General features: G+C 30.4%; 20 protein-coding genes. 12 read left to right on the forward strand and 8 right to left on the reverse strand.

All coding sequences use genetic code 11. The features are described from left to right. The first annotated feature begins 149 nt into the window (after positions 1-149). The 4 genes from I6E31_06670 to I6E31_06685 are packed head-to-tail and all read left to right on the forward strand — an operon-like array spanning position 150 to position 2,449. On the forward strand, positions 150-656 hold the full coding sequence (locus tag I6E31_06670; GenBank protein ID MCF2639657.1) for a flavodoxin: 507 nt from the start codon (positions 150-152) through the stop codon (positions 654-656). Positions 657-677: 21 nt separating this feature from the next. After that, positions 678-1,298: a MotA/TolQ/ExbB proton channel family protein gene (locus tag I6E31_06675; GenBank protein MCF2639658.1), complete on the forward strand. Its 621-nt coding sequence runs from the start codon at positions 678-680 to the stop codon at positions 1,296-1,298. A 1-nt stretch (position 1,299) separates the two neighbouring features. Beyond that, a complete protein-coding gene (locus I6E31_06680) occupies positions 1,300-1,701 on the forward strand; it encodes a biopolymer transporter ExbD (GenBank protein ID MCF2639659.1) in 402 nt (133 codons plus the stop codon). Between the two features lie 16 nt (positions 1,702-1,717). Further along, a complete protein-coding gene (locus I6E31_06685; protein ID MCF2639660.1) occupies positions 1,718-2,449 on the forward strand; it encodes an energy transducer TonB in 732 nt (243 codons plus the stop codon). 67 nt (positions 2,450-2,516) lie between these two features. Here I6E31_06685 and I6E31_06690 read toward each other — a convergent pair whose 3' ends face one another. The 3 genes from I6E31_06690 to I6E31_06700 all read right to left on the reverse strand — a co-directional run bounded on the left by I6E31_06690 (position 2,517) and on the right by I6E31_06700 (position 6,055). Then, on the reverse strand, positions 2,517-3,335 hold the full coding sequence (locus I6E31_06690) for a glucosaminidase domain-containing protein (protein MCF2639661.1): 819 nt from the start codon (positions 3,333-3,335) through the stop codon (positions 2,517-2,519). Between the two features lie 325 nt (positions 3,336-3,660). Continuing rightward, the gene (locus I6E31_06695; protein MCF2639662.1) at positions 3,661-5,154 is read right to left on the reverse strand and encodes a cobyric acid synthase; all 1,494 of its coding nucleotides are present in this window, start codon (positions 5,152-5,154) and stop codon (positions 3,661-3,663) included. Positions 5,155-5,218: 64 nt separating this feature from the next. Continuing rightward, a complete protein-coding gene (locus tag I6E31_06700) occupies positions 5,219-6,055 on the reverse strand; it encodes a MerR family transcriptional regulator (GenBank protein MCF2639663.1) in 837 nt (278 codons plus the stop codon). 89 nt (positions 6,056-6,144) lie between these two features. On the opposite strand from I6E31_06700, the gene I6E31_06705 reads away from it, so the two are divergent. The 8 genes from I6E31_06705 (at position 6,145) to I6E31_06740 (ending at position 13,051) form a co-directional block, all read left to right on the forward strand. Continuing rightward, on the forward strand, positions 6,145-7,515 hold the full coding sequence (locus I6E31_06705; protein ID MCF2639664.1) for an MATE family efflux transporter: 1,371 nt from the start codon (positions 6,145-6,147) through the stop codon (positions 7,513-7,515). 47 nt (positions 7,516-7,562) lie between these two features. Next, entirely contained in the window at positions 7,563-8,672 is a 1,110-nt protein-coding gene (locus tag I6E31_06710; protein ID MCF2639665.1) for an alanine racemase, read from the forward strand. A 77-nt stretch (positions 8,673-8,749) separates the two neighbouring features. Then, positions 8,750-10,096, forward strand: a complete 1,347-nt coding sequence (locus tag I6E31_06715) for an MATE family efflux transporter (GenBank protein MCF2639666.1) — start codon at positions 8,750-8,752, stop codon at positions 10,094-10,096. Positions 10,097-10,233: 137 nt separating this feature from the next. Continuing rightward, positions 10,234-10,530 (forward strand): DUF134 domain-containing protein, encoded by a 297-nt coding sequence (locus I6E31_06720; GenBank protein MCF2639667.1) that lies wholly within the window; start codon positions 10,234-10,236, stop codon positions 10,528-10,530. Further along, positions 10,523-10,909 carry a NifB/NifX family molybdenum-iron cluster-binding protein gene (locus I6E31_06725; GenBank protein MCF2639668.1) on the forward strand — a complete coding sequence of 129 codons (387 nt, stop codon included), beginning with the start codon at positions 10,523-10,525 and terminating at the stop codon, positions 10,907-10,909. Before I6E31_06720 ends, I6E31_06725 begins: the two co-directional genes overlap by 8 nt. A gap of 96 nt (positions 10,910-11,005) precedes the next feature. Continuing rightward, positions 11,006-11,374 (forward strand): NifB/NifX family molybdenum-iron cluster-binding protein, encoded by a 369-nt coding sequence (locus I6E31_06730; protein MCF2639669.1) that lies wholly within the window; start codon positions 11,006-11,008, stop codon positions 11,372-11,374. An 11-nt stretch (positions 11,375-11,385) separates the two neighbouring features. Next, on the forward strand, positions 11,386-12,216 hold the full coding sequence (locus tag I6E31_06735) for an ATP-binding protein (protein ID MCF2639670.1): 831 nt from the start codon (positions 11,386-11,388) through the stop codon (positions 12,214-12,216). Beyond that, positions 12,206-13,051: an ATP-binding protein gene (locus I6E31_06740; GenBank protein ID MCF2639671.1), complete on the forward strand. Its 846-nt coding sequence runs from the start codon at positions 12,206-12,208 to the stop codon at positions 13,049-13,051. Before I6E31_06735 ends, I6E31_06740 begins: the two co-directional genes overlap by 11 nt. A 47-nt stretch (positions 13,052-13,098) precedes the next feature. Here the strand turns inward: I6E31_06740 and uxaC are convergent, their stop codons facing one another. The 5 genes from uxaC to I6E31_06765 all read right to left on the reverse strand — a co-directional run. Further along, positions 13,099-14,499, reverse strand: coding sequence for a glucuronate isomerase (uxaC, locus tag I6E31_06745; protein ID MCF2639672.1), 1,401 nt, complete (start codon positions 14,497-14,499; stop codon positions 13,099-13,101). A 20-nt stretch (positions 14,500-14,519) separates the two neighbouring features. Continuing rightward, positions 14,520-16,010: an altronate dehydratase gene (locus I6E31_06750; protein MCF2639673.1), complete on the reverse strand. Its 1,491-nt coding sequence runs from the start codon at positions 16,008-16,010 to the stop codon at positions 14,520-14,522. Between the two features lie 17 nt (positions 16,011-16,027). Beyond that, a complete protein-coding gene (locus I6E31_06755; protein ID MCF2639674.1) occupies positions 16,028-17,464 on the reverse strand; it encodes a tagaturonate reductase in 1,437 nt (478 codons plus the stop codon). Between the two features lie 40 nt (positions 17,465-17,504). Continuing rightward, positions 17,505-18,401, reverse strand: coding sequence for a hypothetical protein (locus I6E31_06760; protein ID MCF2639675.1), 897 nt, complete (start codon positions 18,399-18,401; stop codon positions 17,505-17,507). Positions 18,402-18,413: 12 nt separating this feature from the next. After that, the coding region (locus I6E31_06765; protein MCF2639676.1) for an SDR family oxidoreductase at positions 18,414-18,532 on the reverse strand (119 nt) is incomplete at its 5' end.

Genomic DNA, 18,532 nt, shown 5'->3' on the forward strand with positions numbered 1-18,532 from the left:
CACATGTGACTATATTAATATTATTTTTTTTCATTGTCAAGAGAAATATTTTTTGTATCAAAGTTTTTTGTTATAAAAACAATTGACTTTAAATTATTTTTCTGATATAACTTAACTGAATTAAATTTAATCAACGGAGGTTACTTAATATGAAAACATTAATTACTTACTCAACAAAAACAGGAAATACTAAAAAGGTAGCAGAGGCAATTTCAAAAGCTATTACAAATAGTGAAATTATGGATATAGCAGATGTACAAAATTTAGATTATGATCTAATAATTGTAGGAACTTGGATTGATAAAGGAACAGCAGATGCAAAAGCTCTTAAATTTATAAATGGAATAAAAGATAAGAATACAGCATTTTTCTTTACATTAGGAGCTTACCCAGATTCAAAACATGCTCAAGATTGCATTAATAGCATTACAAAATTATTTACTGATAATGGAAACAAAGTTTTAGGACATTATCACTGTCAAGGAGCTATTGATCCTAAACTAATAGAGATGATGAGAACTAAATTCTCTCCTGATCATCCACATGGACCAAATCCAGAGAGAATCAAAAGATGGTCAGATGCTAGTACTCACCCAGATCAAAATGATTTAGATAACGCATATAACTATTTTAAAAATTTTATTGAAAGATTTTAGTGAGTTTTGGAGGAAAAAAAGATGATGTATTATTTTCAAGTGGGAGGTCCATTGATGTGGATTCTTCTAGTTTTATCAATAATTTCAACAACTGTAATTCTTGAGAGATTGTTTTTCTTTTTTAAAAGTGAAAAATCTTTAAATAGAAACTTTAGAAGAGATATAGTTTTAGCTGTTTCTAACAAGGATATGTGTAAAATTGTTGAACTTTGTGATAAGGAAAAAAATGCTGTTGGTTGTTCTATCAAACAATTTGTTTGTAGAGGGGATATATGCTCTCCAATTCCAAAGGAGTTTCATAAATATGAACAATTGATTAAAGAGATACAGATGGACGAGATCTCTCCCCTTGAAAAGAGATTACATATTTTAGGGATTATAGCACATATTGCACCTATGCTTGGACTTTTAGGAACAGTTACTGGAATGATTGATGCATTTAAAGATCTTTCACAATTTGGAGCTGGTGATCCTACACTTGTTGCTGATAGTATATCTAAGGCTCTTATTACCACAGCAGCAGGACTTTCAATAGCTATTCCAGCACTTGTTGTTTACAACTTATTAACTAAGAAAATTGAAGAGATTGAAGAAGAGATTGACAAGATAACAACAAATGTTATCAATATTGTAAGGGGATAAGATGGCAAGATATAAGAAAAAAAGAGCACTTTTAACTCCAGATTTAACACCTTTAATAGATGTGGTTTTTCTTCTTCTAATATTTTTTATAGTTTCCAGTACATTCAATAAATATGGAAGTATAAAGGTTGAACTACCAACTTCTACTATGGAAAGTGTAAAAGCTGAAGAAAATGAGGCTCTTGAAATAATTATTGATAAGGATAATAGATATTTTATTAACTACAAAGAGGATAAAAAAAGAGAGGTTACTTTTGAAGAATTAGATAGTTACTTAACTTCAGGGGTGAAAAGTATTGCTATTACTGGGGATAAAAATTTGAAATATCAAAATATTATAGATGTTGTTTCAAAGGTCAAAAATCATGGGATAGAAAATTTAGGGATAAATTTCTATGAGTAAAAGTTAAGGTGTGAAAATGAGATATTTTATTTTAGCATTAATTGTTCATGGATTGCTTTTTCTTAAACTCTCTATCAATAGAGTTGAAAAGGGAAATCCACCTATAAAACATAGTGTAGCAATAGAGTTTCACCAGATAAAAGCCTCACCCACTCCAGTGACTCCACCTGCTGAAATAGTTACTCCAATAGTTGAGCAGCCTCCTAAACAAGAGGTTGTAAAAGAGAAACCTGTGGAAAAGAAAGTTGTAGAGAAGAAAGAGCCTATAAAGAAAGAAAGTTTACAACCTAAGAAAAGTGTGAAGAAAAAAGCTGCAAAGAAAGAAGTTGTAAAACAAGAGATTGAACCTACTTCAGTTTCTGAAACTTCAAGTGCCCCTACTGAAAAAACTAGTGGTTCTAGCATTCCAAGTGGAGATAAAATTTTACAAAACAATGGTGATGGAACTTACACAGCACTTTCTAATAATGGGATTAAATATAAGATTATAAGAGAGGTAGATCCTATCTATCCTAAACAAGCTGAAACTATAAGATATAGAAAGAAAGTTATTGTTAAGGCTAAGTTTTTAGTTGATGAAAAAGGAGAGGTGCAAAATATAACTATTGTCCAATCTCATAAGAAATTGGGATTTGATGATGCTGTTATATCAGCATTGAAAAAATGGAGATTTGCTCCTATACATTATAACAATGAAATAATAAAAGTTTACTTTCAAAAAGAGTTTGTATTTGAAAGTAAGAAATAACCTTCCAAACTAAAAGAGAGTGCACACCTACACTCTCTTTTAACTTTTCTCTATTTTTATCTTTAAATTAAATATCATATTTCTCAAATTCATTGTACTCTAAAGTTTTTTGAACTTTCTCTACATATTTAGTCCCCTCTTCAGAGTATTTAATCAATCCATAAGCCACTTCACTAGGTGACTTATCTTCATTTAACAATTTTCTAACTGTCTTATAAGCATCTGAAACAGAGATAGTCATAACTATATCCTTCACAGACTCTTCAATTGTATCATATTTTCTTAAATGTTGAACAAATCCATTATCTCTTACCCCTTTAGCAGCTATTCTAGGCTCATTAGGGTTAGTTGACCACATTCCAAAAATGTTATTTCCCTCTCTAAAAAATCTTGATGTTCCCCAACCACTCTCTAATGCTCCTTGAGTTAGGATCAAAGAGGCTGGATATATAACCATCTTTCCTTGAAGTTCTTTCCAGTTTCCATATTCAACTTTATATGTTTTGAAAAGTCCCTCACAAAACTCTCTCTCTTCTGGAGTCAATTCCTCTTTTATAGCTAATTTTTCAACAATAGCTTTATTTTCCTTTATCTCCTCATGCACCTCATTTATAGCAGGTAAAAGCATATCAACAAAGGCTTTTTTTCTTTCAACAGAAGATAATTCTCTTAAATCTATCTCCTTTTGAACATAATCACTATTTTTTTCTTCCTTTTGTGTAACTTGTGCAACTTCTTTTTTTGGTATTTCAAGGTTGTCTATCTCATTGCTAACTATTTTTTCTTCACTCTTAACTTCTTCAGTTTTAACTTTTTCAATAATATTTGTTTGATTTAAAAAATTCTTTTGAACTTTAAATCCAAAGATAAAAAATAGAGAAAACATTCCTATAAATAGTACTAACTTCTTATTCATAATTTCTCTCCTATTAAAAATAATTTTTTCTGGTATAGTATACTTTATTTTCTAAAAAAAGTAAAGCATTTTTTAAGTTGTTATGTTCTCTAATTCTACTTTTACTATTTTTACAACTCTTTCAACTTTACTTTTTTCAAACACTTTATTCTAATTCTTTCACTTTTCTTACAATTTTAAAACTTGAGAAAATTTGATTTTTATTTTGAAAAATTTCTCTTGTTTTAAAGAAATTCACTTAATTTTACAAAAGAAAAAAGCACAAAATTAATTGTGCTTTGTAAACTAATTATAATTAACCTAAAATTTTATAGATCTCTTCTATATTAAGATTTGCCCTCAAATGATCAGCAAGTTTATCATATTCTCTCTCTTTAAAATCGGTAAAAGAGAAACTCTCATCAATAGGAGCAAGTCCTTTTCTCCTTCTAACATTATTTAAAAACTTTCTTGTAAACTCTCCATTATCAAAAATACCATGAATATATGTTCCAAAGCTATCTTCTTTAGCTATAAAAATAAGATTATCTTCAGTAGTCAAATTAACTTCATTTCCCTTAGTAATCCCCTGATGAATCTCATAACCTTTTACAACTAAACCGTTACACCCCTCTAACAATGGTGACTCTATTTTAGAAAGAGTTTTCTCAACTTGATGAGTGTATTTCACCTTCTCCATAGTTGTAACAGTATCTAAAATTCCAAATCCAGCTGTTTTTTCAAAGTTACTTTCAATATGATGAGGATCAAAAATCTCTTTTCCTAACATTTGGAAACCACCACAAATACCTACAACTGTTGTTCCTTTACTATGCAACTCCTTAATTTTATCAAAAATTCCATTAGCTTTTAACATCTCAAGATCTGTAATGGTATTTTTACTTCCTGGAAGTATTATAATATCCTCATTTCCCAACTCTTTAACATCATATACATAGTTTAAAGCAACATCAGGATATTGGCTTAAAGCATCAAAATCTGTATAGTTAGACATCTTATTTGTCCTGATTACACTTATATTTATCTCTTTTTTTTCATTTGTATTAGTAGTTAATTTTTTAGCTAAAACATCCTCTTCCTCAATATTTAGATTGATATATGGAACAACTCCTAACACTTTAATATCAAATCCCTCACCTTGAAGTCTCTCTTCAAACATCTTTATTCCAGGTTTTAAAAGCTCAACATCCCCTCTAAATTTATTGATTATAACACCTTTTATTCTCTTTCTATCCTCTTCATCAAGAAGAGCAATGTTTCCATAAAGTGAAGCAAAAACTCCACCTGTTTCAATATTTCCAACTAGAATAACTGGAGCATCAATAAGTTCAGCCATTCCCATATTAACTAAATCCCATTGACGAAGGTTGATCTCTGCTGGACTACCCCCACCTTCTAAAACTCCTATATCAAAGTTATCCTCTATAATCTTATAATTTCTCTTTGCTATCTCCTTTAATTTTGTAGAATTTGAAAAATAGTCAACAGCATTCATATTTTTAGCTGGAACACCCTCAATTATAATTTGTGAGTTATTATCTGAATTTGGCTTTAAAAGAATAGGGTTCATAAAAGCTCTTGGCAACTCTTTAGCAGCCTCAGCTTGAACAACTTGAGCTCTTCCCATCTCTAAACCATCAATATCAACAAATGAGTTCAATGCCATGTTTTGTGATTTAAATGGAGAAACTCTATACCCATCTTGTGCAAAAATTCTGCATAGTCCTGCTGTTATAATGCTCTTTCCTACTGAAGAACCTGTCCCCTGTATCATAACTTTTTTGTGCATAAAAAACACCTCGATTAAATAATTAGTACAATTTATGGTATCATAAATTCTATTGATATTTCAACTATAATTTATATTTTATAGGAACTACAATTTTTAGTATTCCCCCAATACCCTTTTCTGTGGAGATAGTCAACTCATGTGCAATTTCAATAGCATAACCATAAGTTGTATATCCATTTTTTTCAATATAACTTTTTAAATTTTGATATGTTTTAACTAAATTACTGTATGGATTATTATATTTTATAGATATAACTTTTCCTAAAATTAGATCTTCACTTTTTTCAATTACCACATTTTTAGGTATCACTATCCCAACTTTTTTTACTGGAACAATTCCACCATCAATTTTAACAGTTTCAATATTTTTTATCTCTGTCATTGTAATATATTCAATATCATCTATACTATATTTTTTAGCAAAAGAGTTTAATTTTTCATAGTTTGTTGCCATCTCTCCCTCATCTGTTTCATCTTTCATATCAATGGAATACCATTTTATATCTTCAATCTCCTCTAGTTTAAACTCCTCTTCCTTTGTGGAAGTAGAGGAAAAATCTCTAATATTTTCAAGTTTTTTTAAGATAGTTTTTTTAGATTTTTTCAATTCAGATATTTTTTTATCTATTTCACTTATCTTATTCTCTAAAAAAATTATGCTTTTATCACTATTTTTAATCTCACTATAAGCTTTTATCTCTTCCAATGAAAAGCCAGCTTTCTTTAATGTAAGAAGAAAGAAAAGATCCCATATTTGCTCATTTGAATAATATCTATAACCATTCTCTTCATCTATTATATCAGGGATAAGAATATTTTTTTTATGGTAAAAAATTAGAGTTTGACGTGATATATTAAAAATCTTAGCTATTTCAGAAATTTTATATCTATTTTTCATTTTAATTTCACCTCTTGACTGTATAGTTAAGTATATAGATTATAATACCATGGTTAAGAAAAAAATAAAATATTTTAAGGGGGTTTTTTATGTCAAAAAGAAATGCTCTTGAAACTGAAAATATAACTAAGCTATTTTTTAAATTTGCAATTCCAAGTATCTTTGGAATGCTTATTGTTTCATTGGAGATTATGATTGATGGTATGTTCTTAGGTAGAAATGTTGGACCTTTAGGGTTAGCAGCAGTAAATCTATCTATGCCATTGATAAATTTTTTGATGAGTGTAGGGCTTATGATATGTGTAGGTGGGGGAGTTATCACAAGTATATACTTTGGTAAGAAAAAGTTGAATAAGGCTAGGGAGCTTACTTCTATAACTTTGATGCTTTTAGTTGGGGTTTTGGAGTTTCTATCTCTCATAGTTTTATTTAATTTGGACTTTTTTATCAACTTTTTAGGTGCAAATGAGGAAGTTTATCCCTATGTTAGAGCCTATATGATTCCAATGATGATAGGGGCTTTCTTCTATACTTCGCCTATTTTTACAGAAACTTTTGTTAAGATAGAGGAGAAACCTAATTTAGTTTTTGTAAGTGGAAGTGTCTGTTTAACTTTTAATGCTCTGTTAGATTATCTATTTATACAAAAATTTCAATGGGGAATGGTAGGGGGAGCAACAGCTACACTTTTAGCTTGTATGTTTGGTTTTTTAGCTCTGTTGCCAAATCTTCACTTTAAACTTCCACAAAAATCTTTGAGAATATATTTGAAAGATATAAAGAATATATTTTTTAATGGAAGTTCAGAGATGTTATCTGTTGTATCTTCAACTTTTGCTATGTATCTATTTAATCTAACTCTTATGAAGAAAATAGGGGTATTAGGAGTTTCAGCTTTAACAATAGTTTTCTATATAAATCAGATGTTAAATATCAGCTTGTATGGACTTTCTCAAGCATTACAACCACTTGTTGCTTACAATTTAGGTGCTAGACATTTGGATAAAATCAAGAAAGTATTGAGAGTTTCTCTTATAACTGGAGGAACATTGGGAGCTATTGCATATATAGGAAGTCATATTTGGGGTGGCTTTATAATAGGAATATTTTCAAAGGGAAATCAAGAATTAATGAGCTTAGCTAAAACTGCTCTATTCTATATTAGCTTTGCTTATCTGATCTCTTTCTTAAATATAATATCAACATCTTTCTTGACATCAATAGAAAAACCTATTGAATCTGTTGTAGTTTCTCTAGGTAGATCAATAGTATTTATAGCTATTCCACTATTTATACTTCCTGATCTAATAGGAGCAAAGGGAATTTGGCTTTCTATTCCAATAGCTGAACTTATGTGTTTAGTAGTAAGTTATTACCTAATGAAAAAGGCTATTGCTCAAATAACTTGGAGATTAACAAAAAAATTAAAACAATATGTTTTTAATAGCTTTCTATGGTAAAATAATATTATAGAGAGCTATTTTTTTATAAATTTTGAGGAGGGAAAATGAAAAAAGCAGAATTAAAAACACCTACAATTTTATTAAATATGAAGGCTATTAAAAATAATATAGAAGTGTATCAAGAGTTGTGTGATAAAAATGGAAAAGAGTTATGGCCAATGATAAAAACTCACAAAAGCAGAGAGATTTTAAAGATGCAAATTGAGGCTGGAGCTACTGGAGTTCTTTGTGGTACTCTTGATGAGTGTGAAATGTGTTGTGATATGGGAGTTAATAAGATAATGTATGCTTACCCTGTTGCAAGCAGAGAGAGCATAGATAGAGTTATTGAACTTAGTAAGAAATCTGATTTTATTTTGAGATTAGACAGTGTAGAAAGTGCTAAAATGGTAGATGAGGCAGCAGGAGCAGAGGGGGTAACTATAAGCTATACAATTATAGTTGATAGTGGACTTCACCGTTTTGGAGTAGAGGTTGAGAAAGTTGCAGATTTTGCCAACCAACTAAAAGAGATGAAAAATTTAAAATTAAGAGGAATATCTACTCACCCAGGACATGTGTATGGAGCAAATTGTGAGGCTGATTTAGATAAATATATTATAGATGAGTGTGAAACTTTAAAAAGAGGAAAAGAGCTAATGAACAGTGCAGGTTATGAACTTGAGTATATAACAAGTGGTTCAACTCCTACTTTTTCTCAAGCTGTAAAAGATGAAAATATCAATGTATTTCATCCAGGAAACTATGTATTTTTAGATACTATTCAAATGTCAGTAAATAGAGCTACTGAAGAGGATTGTGCTCTTACTGTTTATGCAACAATAATTTCTCATCCAAGAGAGGATCTATTTATTTGTGATGCTGGAGCTAAATGCCTTGGACTAGATCAAGGGGCTCATGAAAACACTTCAATAGTTGGTTTTGGTAAAGTGATTGGACACCCTGAAATTATAGTAGCTGGACTTTCTGAAGAGGTGGGTAAACTTCATGTTCATGGGGAAACTAATCTAAAAATTGGAGATAAGATTGAGATAATACCAAATCACTCTTGCTCAACAGCAAATCTATGCAGTTACTATACAGTTGTTGAAGATGATGAGGTTGTGAGAAGTATTCCTGTTGATGTAAGGGGAAATAGTTTTAAAAGAATTTAATTAATAGTAATGAAAAAAACAGTTAAATATATTATAATATAATTAGGTATAAAACATTATAACAGGGGGGAGTGCACATGGATTTTAAGAGAGAGTGGAGAAGAAATAAAAAAGTTTTTGCAGCAATTCTTACAATAGCATTACCTGCAATAGCAGACCTATTTGTTCAAACGTTACTTGGATTTTTTGATATGGTGATGGTAGGTAGGTTAGGACCTGTGGCTATAAGTTCAGTTGGAGTTGGAAATGCTCCTGTACAAGCTGTAATACCAGTTTTCTTTGCTATAAGTATAGGAACAACTGCCATTGTAAGTAGGGCATTTGGTTCAAATAACACCAAAGAGGGAAGAAACTCAATGGCACAAAGTGTTATACTATCAATTCCAATCTCAATACTGATTACAGCACTATTGTTAATTTTTGAAGGAAGTATACTGAAATTAGTTGGAAGGGCAAATGATATGAACATGGAAATGACAGCTCAATACTATCAAGCAGTTGTTTTAGGATTGCCATTTCTTTGTTTTAACGTTGTATTTTTTGCTGCTTATCGTTCAATAAACAAAGCGTCACTTCCTATGATTTCAAATATAATAAGTGTTATCTCTAACGTTATTTTAAACTACTTATTTATCTTTACTTTAGGTATGGGAGTGCTTGGAGCTGGAATAGCAACTACTATTTCAAGGGGAATAATAACAGTTTTCTTTGTTTATCTAACATTCTTTACAGATAATTTCTGGGTATCTCTACCAATTAAAAGTCTAAAAACAGATAAAGAGATGATAAAAAGAATATTAAAAGTTGGTATACCTGCTGCTATTGAGCAAGGAATCTTTAGAATAGGGATGTTAGTTTTTGAAATGATGGTTATTTCTTTAGGAACAATAGCTTATACATCTCACAAAATAGCTCTTACTGCTGAATCATTCTCATTTAATATGGGATTTGGATTTGCAGTTGCTGGAACTGCTCTTGTAGGGCAACAACTTGGTAAAAACTCACCTAAAAATGCTGAGAGAGATGCTAAAGCAACAACAACATTAGCTCTATTGGCTATGTCTACTTTTGGATTATTTTTCTTTATATTGCCAGGAACAATTATAGCAATGTTTACTAATGACCCTCAAATTAGAGAGTTAGCAACTGGAGCTTTAAGATTAGTATCTATATGTCAACCTTTCCTAGCTGTATCAATGGTAATGAGTGGTTGCTTGAGAGGGGCTGGAGATACAAAAGCTGTTCTTTTAATTACTGCAATAGGAATGTATCTAATAAGAATACCTTTAACTTACCTTTTCCTTTACAAAATGGAAACAGGACTATTGGGAGCTTGGGTTGTTATGTCTATTGACTTAGGATTTAGAAGTATAGCAGCATATAGAGTATTTAAAAAAGGTAGATGGAGATATTTACACGTTTAATAGAATTTAAATTAAGGCTCAAATTTAGAAAATAGATTTGAATCTTTTTTATTTAATTAAAAACTTGTTGACAAGAAAAATAAATAGGAGTATACTTTAAATGTGCATATGCACAGAATAGCAGTTAGGGAGGAAATATGCCAAGGTGTAAAAAACAGAGATGTTGTAGATTATTGGAAAATGAGAGAATATTTAAACCTACTGGAATTCCATTGTCTGAAATGGAGATTATAGATATAGAGATAGATGAATTAGAGGCTGTAAGATTGTGTGATTATGAGGGAAAAAGTCAAATTGAAACAGCTGAAATAATGGGAATATCTAGGGGAACTGTTCAAAGACTGCTAAATTCAGGAAGAAGAAAGATATTAGATGGTTTATTACATCTAAAAGCAATAAAATTAAAAAACACAGGAGATGGTTTTAATGAGTAATGAAATTTTAAGAGTTGGATTCCCAACAAATGACGAGATAACAGTAGAGGAACACTTTGGACACTGTGAAAAATTTGCAGTATATACAATAGAAAATGGAAATGTAGTTAAAAAAGAGATTCTTGAAGCTCCAGAACATGCACCAGGAGTATTCCCTAGATTTATAGCTGCTAACAATATCAATGTAGTAATTACTGGTGGAATGGGACAAAGAGCTATTGACCTAATTAAAGCAAATGGTGGACAAGTTATATTAGGAGCTGCTGGAAAAATTGATGATGTATTAGGAATCTACCTACAAGGAAGTCTATACTCTAAAGGATCAGCTTGTGCACATCATCACCACGATCACGACGATGATCACAAATGCCAACACTAATACTGAATTTTATTAAATAAGATGAGATAAAGCTGAGTAACAAGAGTTTTCTTGGAGTTCAGCTTTATTTTCTATAAAGAGATTTTAGGAGGAAAAATGAAAATAGCAATAGGTTTAGAGGAAAATAGTTACGAATCACAAGTTGATAGAAGATTTGGAAGAGCAAGTTTCTTTATTTTAATAGATACAGAAAATAATAATTATGAGATCATTGAAAATGAAGCAAAAGATGAGGCTACTGGAGCAGGGCTTAAAGTTGTAAAAAATCTTATGAGTTTAGGGGTAGATGAGATAATAGCTGGAGAGATTGGACCAAAAGCTGCTGTTTTAATAGAAGAGTTTGATATCCCAACATACAAATTAGGGGAATTAAAAAGTGTAGATGAAGTTTTAGAAAACTATAAAGAAAATAAACTTGAGAAATTTGATTTTTCAGCTAAGCCACAAGGGTTGAGAATGGCATAGTGAGGTGAATTATGAAGATAGCTGTGTTAAGTGGTAAGGGAGGAACTGGTAAAACAACAGTAAGTAGCAGCCTTGCCTTTATATCAAAAATGTTGCTTATAGATACAGATATTGAAGAGCCAAATTCACATATTTTCTTAAAAGGTGGTATTGAAGATGTAAAATCTGTTTATACAAGATTTCCAGAAGTTAATATGGAAAAGTGCAATCTTTGTGGAGAGTGTGGAGAATTTTGTAAATTTAATGCTATTATCCCAGCTAAAAAACGTGTAATAGTCTTTGGAGAGGCTTGTCACGATTGTGGTGGTTGTGAAATAGTTTGTAAAAATGGAGCTATTTCATGGGAGAAAAGGGAGATAGGAAAAATTTTTACTGGAAAAACATATTTTAACTCTGTAAATAAATATGGAAAATTAAATATTGGTGAGATGTCTGGAGTTAAAATAATAAAAGAGATCTATAAAAATACTGAAGAAAAGGATTTCTTAATAGATTGTCCACCTGGAACAGCTTGTACTACTGTTTCAGCAGTTGAAGTGGCAGATTTTGCAATCATTGTTGTTGAACCATCTCCTTTTGGCTTAAGTGATATGAAACTGGTAGTTCAACTGTTAAGAGATATGAAAATTCCTTTTGGAGTAGTTATCAATAAATTTGATGAAGATGAAAATATTGTAAAAAAATATTGTGATGATGAGAAAATTGAGATTATTGGAACAATCCCATTTGATAGAAAAATTGCTGAAACATACTCTAAAGGTGAGATAATAGCAGATGCTTTATCAGAGTATAGAGAGAATTTTGAAACTATTTTAAAGAGGGTGAAAAGCTATGGAAATTAAAGAGATAGTAGTGATTTCAGGAAAGGGTGGAACAGGAAAAACTACAATTACATCTTCATTAATACCATATTTTCAAGATATAGTTATAGGTGACTGCGATGTAGATGCTCCTAATCTTCAAATACTTTTCAACCCACAAAATAGTGAAAAAGAGAGTTTCTATGGTATGAAAAAAGCTAAGTTAGATAGAGAATTTTGCATTGATTGTGGAAAATGTTATGAAGTTTGTAGATTTGATGCAATAGAAAATCCTAAAAAATGTGAAAGTTGTAGCATCTGTGAGTATGTTTGCCCTGTGGGAGCTATTAAAATGGTAGATAATGAGGCTGGGGAGATCTATGTTTCTGAAACTAAATATGGAAAAATGGTTCATGCTTGTCTTTTTCCTGGTGAGGAAAACTCTGGCAAATTAGTGGCTGAAGTAAGAAAAAAGGCTAAAAAGATAGCTCAAGATGAAAACAGGAAATATATTCTTTTAGATGGAGCTCCTGGAGTGGCTTGTAATGTTATAAGCTCATTAACTGGGGTTAAAAAAGCTGTAATTGTCACTGAACCAACACTTTCTGGGTTACATGATTTAGAAAGAGTGTTGGAATTAATAGAAAGATTTAGAATAAAACCATATTTTGTTATAAATAAATATGATCTTTCAATTGAGATGGCTAATAAAATAGAGGAATTTTTAAAAGATAAAGGATTTGAAGTTTCTGTAAAAGTTCCTTTTGATAAGAGAGTTGTAAATGCTATTGAAAAAAAGGAAATTCCATCTGTTGCTGAGAAGGAGTTATTCCAAAAGTTAGGTTTTGACAAATTAGCTGAAAGTTTAAAGGAATAGGTATATATAAAAAACTCCAGTGATTACTCACTGGAATTTTTTATTCACTATTTAACTATATAATTATTTACATTGTTATAGCAGATATTCTCTACCATTTTTCCAAGTCTTTCTATATTATTAGGAAGTTCTCCTCTTTCAACCCAATCCCCTAAAAGATTGCAAAGTATTCTTCTAAAATACTCATGTCTTGTATATGATAGGAAACTTCTTGAATCTGTTAACATTCCTACAAATCTTGATAGTAATCCAAGGTTTGCTAAAGCTGTCATCTGTCTAGTCATTCCATCTTTTTGATCTAAGAACCACCAACCAGAACCAAATTGAATTTTACCAGGAGTTTTTCCATCTTGGAAACATCCAATTAATGTTCCTATTGCTTCATTATCTCTAGGGTTTAAGTTATAAATTATTGTTTTTGGTAACTCATCTGTTGTATCAAGAGTATCTAATAATTTTGATAATGCTCTTAGGAATAGTTCATCATCTATTGCATCATAACCAGTATCTGCTCCAAGTTTATTGAACATTCTTGTTGAGTTGTTTCTGATACATCCCACATGAATTTGCATAACCCATTTTCTCTTTGAATACTCTTTTCCTAAGAATATCATTACATAAGTTTTAAATTGTTTAACCTCTTTTTCAGTTAACTCTTCCCCAGCTAATTTTTTTAATAAAATAGCGTTTACTTCCTCTTTTGTTCCCTTTTCAAAAACAACAGGGTCAAGAGCATGGTCAGAGATTCTACAACCAACTTGGTGGAAAAACTCTATTCTACCTTCAAGAGCTGAAGTATATTTATCTATACTATCAATTTTCTCTCCATAAATATCTTCTAATCTATTAAACCAAGGGATAAACTCATCTTTTTCAATTCTTATTCCCTTATCTGGTCTAAATGCTGGATTTACAACAACATCAAATGATTTATCTTCTTTTAAAGCTATATGATATTCTAGTGAATCAATAGGATCATCTGTTGTGCATAGAGTTTTTACATTTGACATTTTGATTAACTCTCTAGCTGTAAATTTGTCAGTAGCTAGTTTTTCGTTAGTTAAGTTCCAAACCTCTTCAGCAGTTTCTTTAGAAAGAACTAAATCTATTCCGAAAAATCTTTTTAATTCAAGGTGTGTCCAATGGAAAAGTGGGTTTCCATAGCATTCATCAATAGTTTCAGCCCATTTCATAAATTTCTCTTTATCATCAGCATCTCCAGTGATATATTTTTCATCTACACCATTAGATCTCATTGCTCTCCATTTGTAATGATCTCCACCTAGCCATACTTCAGTGATATTTTTATATTTTTTATTTTCATATATCTCTTTTGGGTTTAAGTGACAGTGGAAGTCATAAATAGGCATATTTTTAGCATAGTTATGGTATAAAGTTTTAGCAGTGTCTGTCATTAATAAAAAGTCATCACACATAAATTCTCTCATTTTTAAAATCATCTCCTACTTTATAATGTTACTCCTGATTTAAATATTGCTATCTCTTGGAATCTATTTTTCTCATTATTAGTTTTTTCTCCATTTATAACTGAAACTATATAATCTATAAATTCCTTTGTTATCTCTTCAAAACTCATATTTTCAGTTACTATTCTTCCAGCATTAAAATCTATCCACTTTCTTTTTTTCTCATATAATTGCGTATTTGTTGAGATTTTTACTGTTGGCACATATCCACCATATGGGTTTCCTCTTCCTGTTGTAAATAGTACTAAATGACATTTTGCTGCTGCAAGAGCTGTTGTAGCTACTAAGTCATTTCCTGGAGCACTTAAAAGATTAAGCCCTTTCTCCTTTAAAACCTCTCCATATTTCAACACATCTATAACTTTTGATGTACCAGATTTTTGAGTACATCCTAAAGATTTATCCTCTAGTGTTGTAATTCCACCTTTTTTATTTCCAGGTGATGGGTTTTCATATATCTCTTGTCCATTTTTGATAAAGTACTCTTTAAAATCATTTATCATATGAACACATTTTTCAAATGTCTCCTCATCTTTACATCTTTCCATTAAAAGAGTTTCAGCACCAAACATCTCTGGAACCTCTGTTAAAACAGTTGTTCCTCCTAATGCAATTATATAATCTGAAAAATATCCTAACATAGGGTTAGCTGTAATTCCTGAAAGTCCATCTGAACCTCCACACTCTAGTCCAAAGTTAATTGCACTTATACTAACTTCCTCTCTCTTATCATTTTTCATTTTATTATATAGATCTAATAGGATATTTTTCCCAGCTTTTATCTCATCTTCTACCTCTTGAGAGATTAGAAACTTAACTCTTTCCCCGTCATATTCTCCAAGTGTTTTTTCAAACTCAGCTACTTGATTATTTTCACAACCTAATCCAAGTACAAGCACTCCCCCTGCATTTGGATGTTTTACTGTATTTTGAAGTATAATTCTAGTATTTATATGGTCCTCTCCAAGTTGAGAACAACCATAGTTGTGAGTAAGTACATTTATATTATCTATCTCTAACTCTCCAACTTCAGCTAAGAAAGCATCCTTTATTCTTTGAGCAATTCCATTTACACAACCAACTGTTGGAACTATCCAAAGTTCATTTCTTACTCCTACATCTCCATTTTTTCTCTTATATACATTTACTTTAATATCTTCTAAATCAAGTTTTCTATCTGTAAATTTAGGAGTGTAGCTATATGTGTTAAGATCCTTTAAATTTGTCTTTGTATTGTGAGTATGTACCCAATTTCCTATTTTTATATCTTCAAGAGCATATCCAATAGGAAGTCCATACTTTACAATATTTTCTCCTTTATTGATATTTTTTATAGCTATTTTATGTCCTCTATTAATATCTTCTAAAAGAGTTATCTTTGCATCTTCTAAATCTATAACTTCATCTTTTTTATAATCTCTCAATGCAATAATTACATTATCACACTCATTGATCTTTATAAATTCCTTCATCTCTCTTACCTCTTCTGTTATTTTAACTCTTTTAAAGCTTCTTTAACTCCCTTAGTATCAATTTTTTCTAAGTATGATGTTACTAAATCAGTCATTCCTTCAACTGTATTCAAATCAATTTCCCAGTGATCTTTCATTCCTAGAACTGTTTCAACAATCTTTCTATAATCTGATGTTTGCCATAGTTCTCTATACATATCTAAGAATTTTTGATCATCTCTTAAATTGATTGCATCTCCATTTTCTCTTACACCCTTGTAGAATCTAATTAAACAAGCTAGAGAGAATAGAAGTCTTTTTGGAAGTTTTCCTGTTCTTTTATATGTTTCTAATACTTGTGGAAGTATTCTTGTTTTGTATTTTGATGTTGAGTTTAAAGCAATATCTATAAGCATATGTTTTACATATGGATTTTTAAATCTGTTAATTACAGCATTTTTAAACTCTACAAGTTCATTTTTATCCATATCTAATGCTGGGATAATCTCCTCATCAATAGCTTTTTCAACAAACTCTCTTAACTCATCATTTTCCATAGTTTCTCTCACTGTATCAATTCCATATAAGTATGATACTGGTACCATTGCTGTATGAGCTCCGTTTAAGATTCCTACTTTTCTCATCTTATATGGTTTTAGATCATCAACTATAAGAATATTTAATCCTGCATTTTCAAGATGTAACTCTTTAGTTAGAATATCTTTAGGTCCTTGAATTACAAATAGATAGAAATACTCTCCAGTTACCATAAATTTATCTTCATATCCTAACTCTTTTTCTAGTTCATCTTTTTCAGCTCTTGGATATCCAGTAACAATTCTATCAACTAATGTAGAACACCATACATTTGATTTTTCCAACCAAGTTTTAAATTCTGGCTCTAAGTTCCATAGTTCAACATATTTTAAAACTATTCTTTTTAACTCCTCACCATTGTAATCAATAAGTTCACAAGGCATTAGAATAAATCCTTTGTCCTCTGCTCCGTTAAATGTTTTAAATCTTTCATGTAAAAGTCTAGTTAATTTTGCTGGATATGTATTTTGAGGTCTATCATCATATCTATCTTTATCGCTAAATACTATTCCAGCCTCTGTTGTATTTGAAACTATAAATCTAATATCTGGGTTGTGAGCAAGTTTTAAATATTCATCAAACTCTTTATATACTGGAATCTCTCTGTTGATTGAAGATATAATTCTATAATCTTTTACAACTTCTCCCTTTTCATTAATCCCTCTAATAATTGAAGTGTATAGTCCATCTTGAATATTTAAAAGAGGTACTGCATCATAATCAATAGGTCTTACTACTGCAACTCCAGCATTAAGGTTGTGCTCTCTGTTTAAAATATCTAATTGCCAATCAAAAAAACATCTTAAAAAATTTCCTTCTCCAAATTGAATTACTCTTTCTGGATATTTAGGTAAATTTAATTCTTTTCTATCTAACATTTTATCTCCTTTTACTCAATAAACTATTGAATCTATACTATTAAATTTTCCAATCTTTAAATAAATTATCCTTACTATATTTTTTTACTTCCTCTTCATTTAAGATACGCCTTCTTAAATTAGATTTTGCTCCTTCTCCAAAGTTATTATATTCATAAAATCTTGCATCATCTGGAGAAAAACCAGACATCATTGTCCAACCTTCATTATTAATATGTTTTCCTAAATATGAATTCATTATTACTACACTTGGATTATGTCCTGGTCTTTTTCCTGGATGCCACGGTCTTCCTAAATATACTGTATTTTCCTTAGTATCACTTTGGAATGAGCAATTATCAATAATATATCCAAGCTCTCTATCCTCTTTTGTTGAAGGTGCAGTAACATATCCATTGACTTTATCATCTTTTTTATCCTTAGAAAAGAGAATACACTTTTCAAAATATGCTTGTGCTCCTCCAAAAATAAAATCTACATGTCCCTCTATATAGCAATTTAAGTAGTATTGTCTACCATTGTTTGCATATAGGGTATCCTGTCTTCCAATAAAGTTACAATCCTCAAATTGAGACTTGTCAGCATCATTTTTTAATGCAACAGCTTGCTTATTTTTAAACAAGCTGTTATCATAATCAAAACTATTTTTAAATGTTATATTTTTAGCTTTAAATCCAGTAGCCTCTGATGAAATTGTTACAGTTGCACTTCCAGTAGTACCGTATGTCCCATCACTTCCATCTCTTTTTACAGTATCTGAGGCATCATTCCATTGAATTATAACTTCCTCTTTATCTTCTCCATAAAGTTTTACATTAGCTTTATTAATATATATTTTTTCTTTATATATCCCCTTTTTTAGGTAGATTTCTATCTCTTTTTCATTACAATTATCTATTGTTTCTTGAATTGATACTGTATTATCTATTACTATCATAATACCAACCTTCTATCTAACTAGCCATCCTCCATCTACTGCTAGAATATGTCCATTTACATAATCTGATGCTTTACTTGCTAAGAATACTACTGCTCCCATTAAATCAAATGGATCTGCCCATCTTTCTG

This window comes from Fusobacterium varium, from assembly GCA_021531615.1.
Classification (GTDB): Bacteria; Fusobacteriota; Fusobacteriia; order Fusobacteriales; family Fusobacteriaceae; genus Fusobacterium_A; species Fusobacterium_A varium_C.

Bases quoted from the DNA above. Each gene is read 5' to 3' on its own strand.
- I6E31_06670 (MCF2639657.1), top strand. From the start codon at position 150: ATGAAAACATTAATTACTTACTCAACAAAAACAGGAAATACTAAAAAG.
- I6E31_06675 (MCF2639658.1), top strand. From the start codon at position 678: ATGATGTATTATTTTCAAGTGGGAGGTCCATTGATGTGGATTCTTCTA.
- I6E31_06680 (MCF2639659.1), top strand. From the start codon at position 1,300: ATGGCAAGATATAAGAAAAAAAGAGCACTTTTAACTCCAGATTTAACA.
- I6E31_06685 (MCF2639660.1), top strand. From the start codon at position 1,718: ATGAGATATTTTATTTTAGCATTAATTGTTCATGGATTGCTTTTTCTT.
- I6E31_06690 (MCF2639661.1), bottom strand. From the start codon at position 3,335: ATGTTTTCTCTATTTTTTATCTTTGGATTTAAAGTTCAAAAGAATTTT.
- I6E31_06695 (MCF2639662.1), bottom strand. From the start codon at position 5,154: ATGCACAAAAAAGTTATGATACAGGGGACAGGTTCTTCAGTAGGAAAG.
- I6E31_06700 (MCF2639663.1), bottom strand. From the start codon at position 6,055: ATGAAAAATAGATATAAAATTTCTGAAATAGCTAAGATTTTTAATATA.
- I6E31_06705 (MCF2639664.1), top strand. From the start codon at position 6,145: ATGTCAAAAAGAAATGCTCTTGAAACTGAAAATATAACTAAGCTATTT.
- I6E31_06710 (MCF2639665.1), top strand. From the start codon at position 7,563: ATGAAAAAAGCAGAATTAAAAACACCTACAATTTTATTAAATATGAAG.
- I6E31_06715 (MCF2639666.1), top strand. From the start codon at position 8,750: ATGGATTTTAAGAGAGAGTGGAGAAGAAATAAAAAAGTTTTTGCAGCA.
- I6E31_06720 (MCF2639667.1), top strand. From the start codon at position 10,234: ATGCCAAGGTGTAAAAAACAGAGATGTTGTAGATTATTGGAAAATGAG.
- I6E31_06725 (MCF2639668.1), top strand. From the start codon at position 10,523: ATGAGTAATGAAATTTTAAGAGTTGGATTCCCAACAAATGACGAGATA.
- I6E31_06730 (MCF2639669.1), top strand. From the start codon at position 11,006: ATGAAAATAGCAATAGGTTTAGAGGAAAATAGTTACGAATCACAAGTT.
- I6E31_06735 (MCF2639670.1), top strand. From the start codon at position 11,386: ATGAAGATAGCTGTGTTAAGTGGTAAGGGAGGAACTGGTAAAACAACA.
- I6E31_06740 (MCF2639671.1), top strand. From the start codon at position 12,206: ATGGAAATTAAAGAGATAGTAGTGATTTCAGGAAAGGGTGGAACAGGA.
- uxaC (MCF2639672.1), bottom strand. From the start codon at position 14,499: ATGAGAGAATTTATGTGTGATGACTTTTTATTAATGACAGACACTGCT.
- I6E31_06750 (MCF2639673.1), bottom strand. From the start codon at position 16,010: ATGAAGGAATTTATAAAGATCAATGAGTGTGATAATGTAATTATTGCA.
- I6E31_06755 (MCF2639674.1), bottom strand. From the start codon at position 17,464: ATGTTAGATAGAAAAGAATTAAATTTACCTAAATATCCAGAAAGAGTA.
- I6E31_06760 (MCF2639675.1), bottom strand. From the start codon at position 18,401: ATGATAGTAATAGATAATACAGTATCAATTCAAGAAACAATAGATAAT.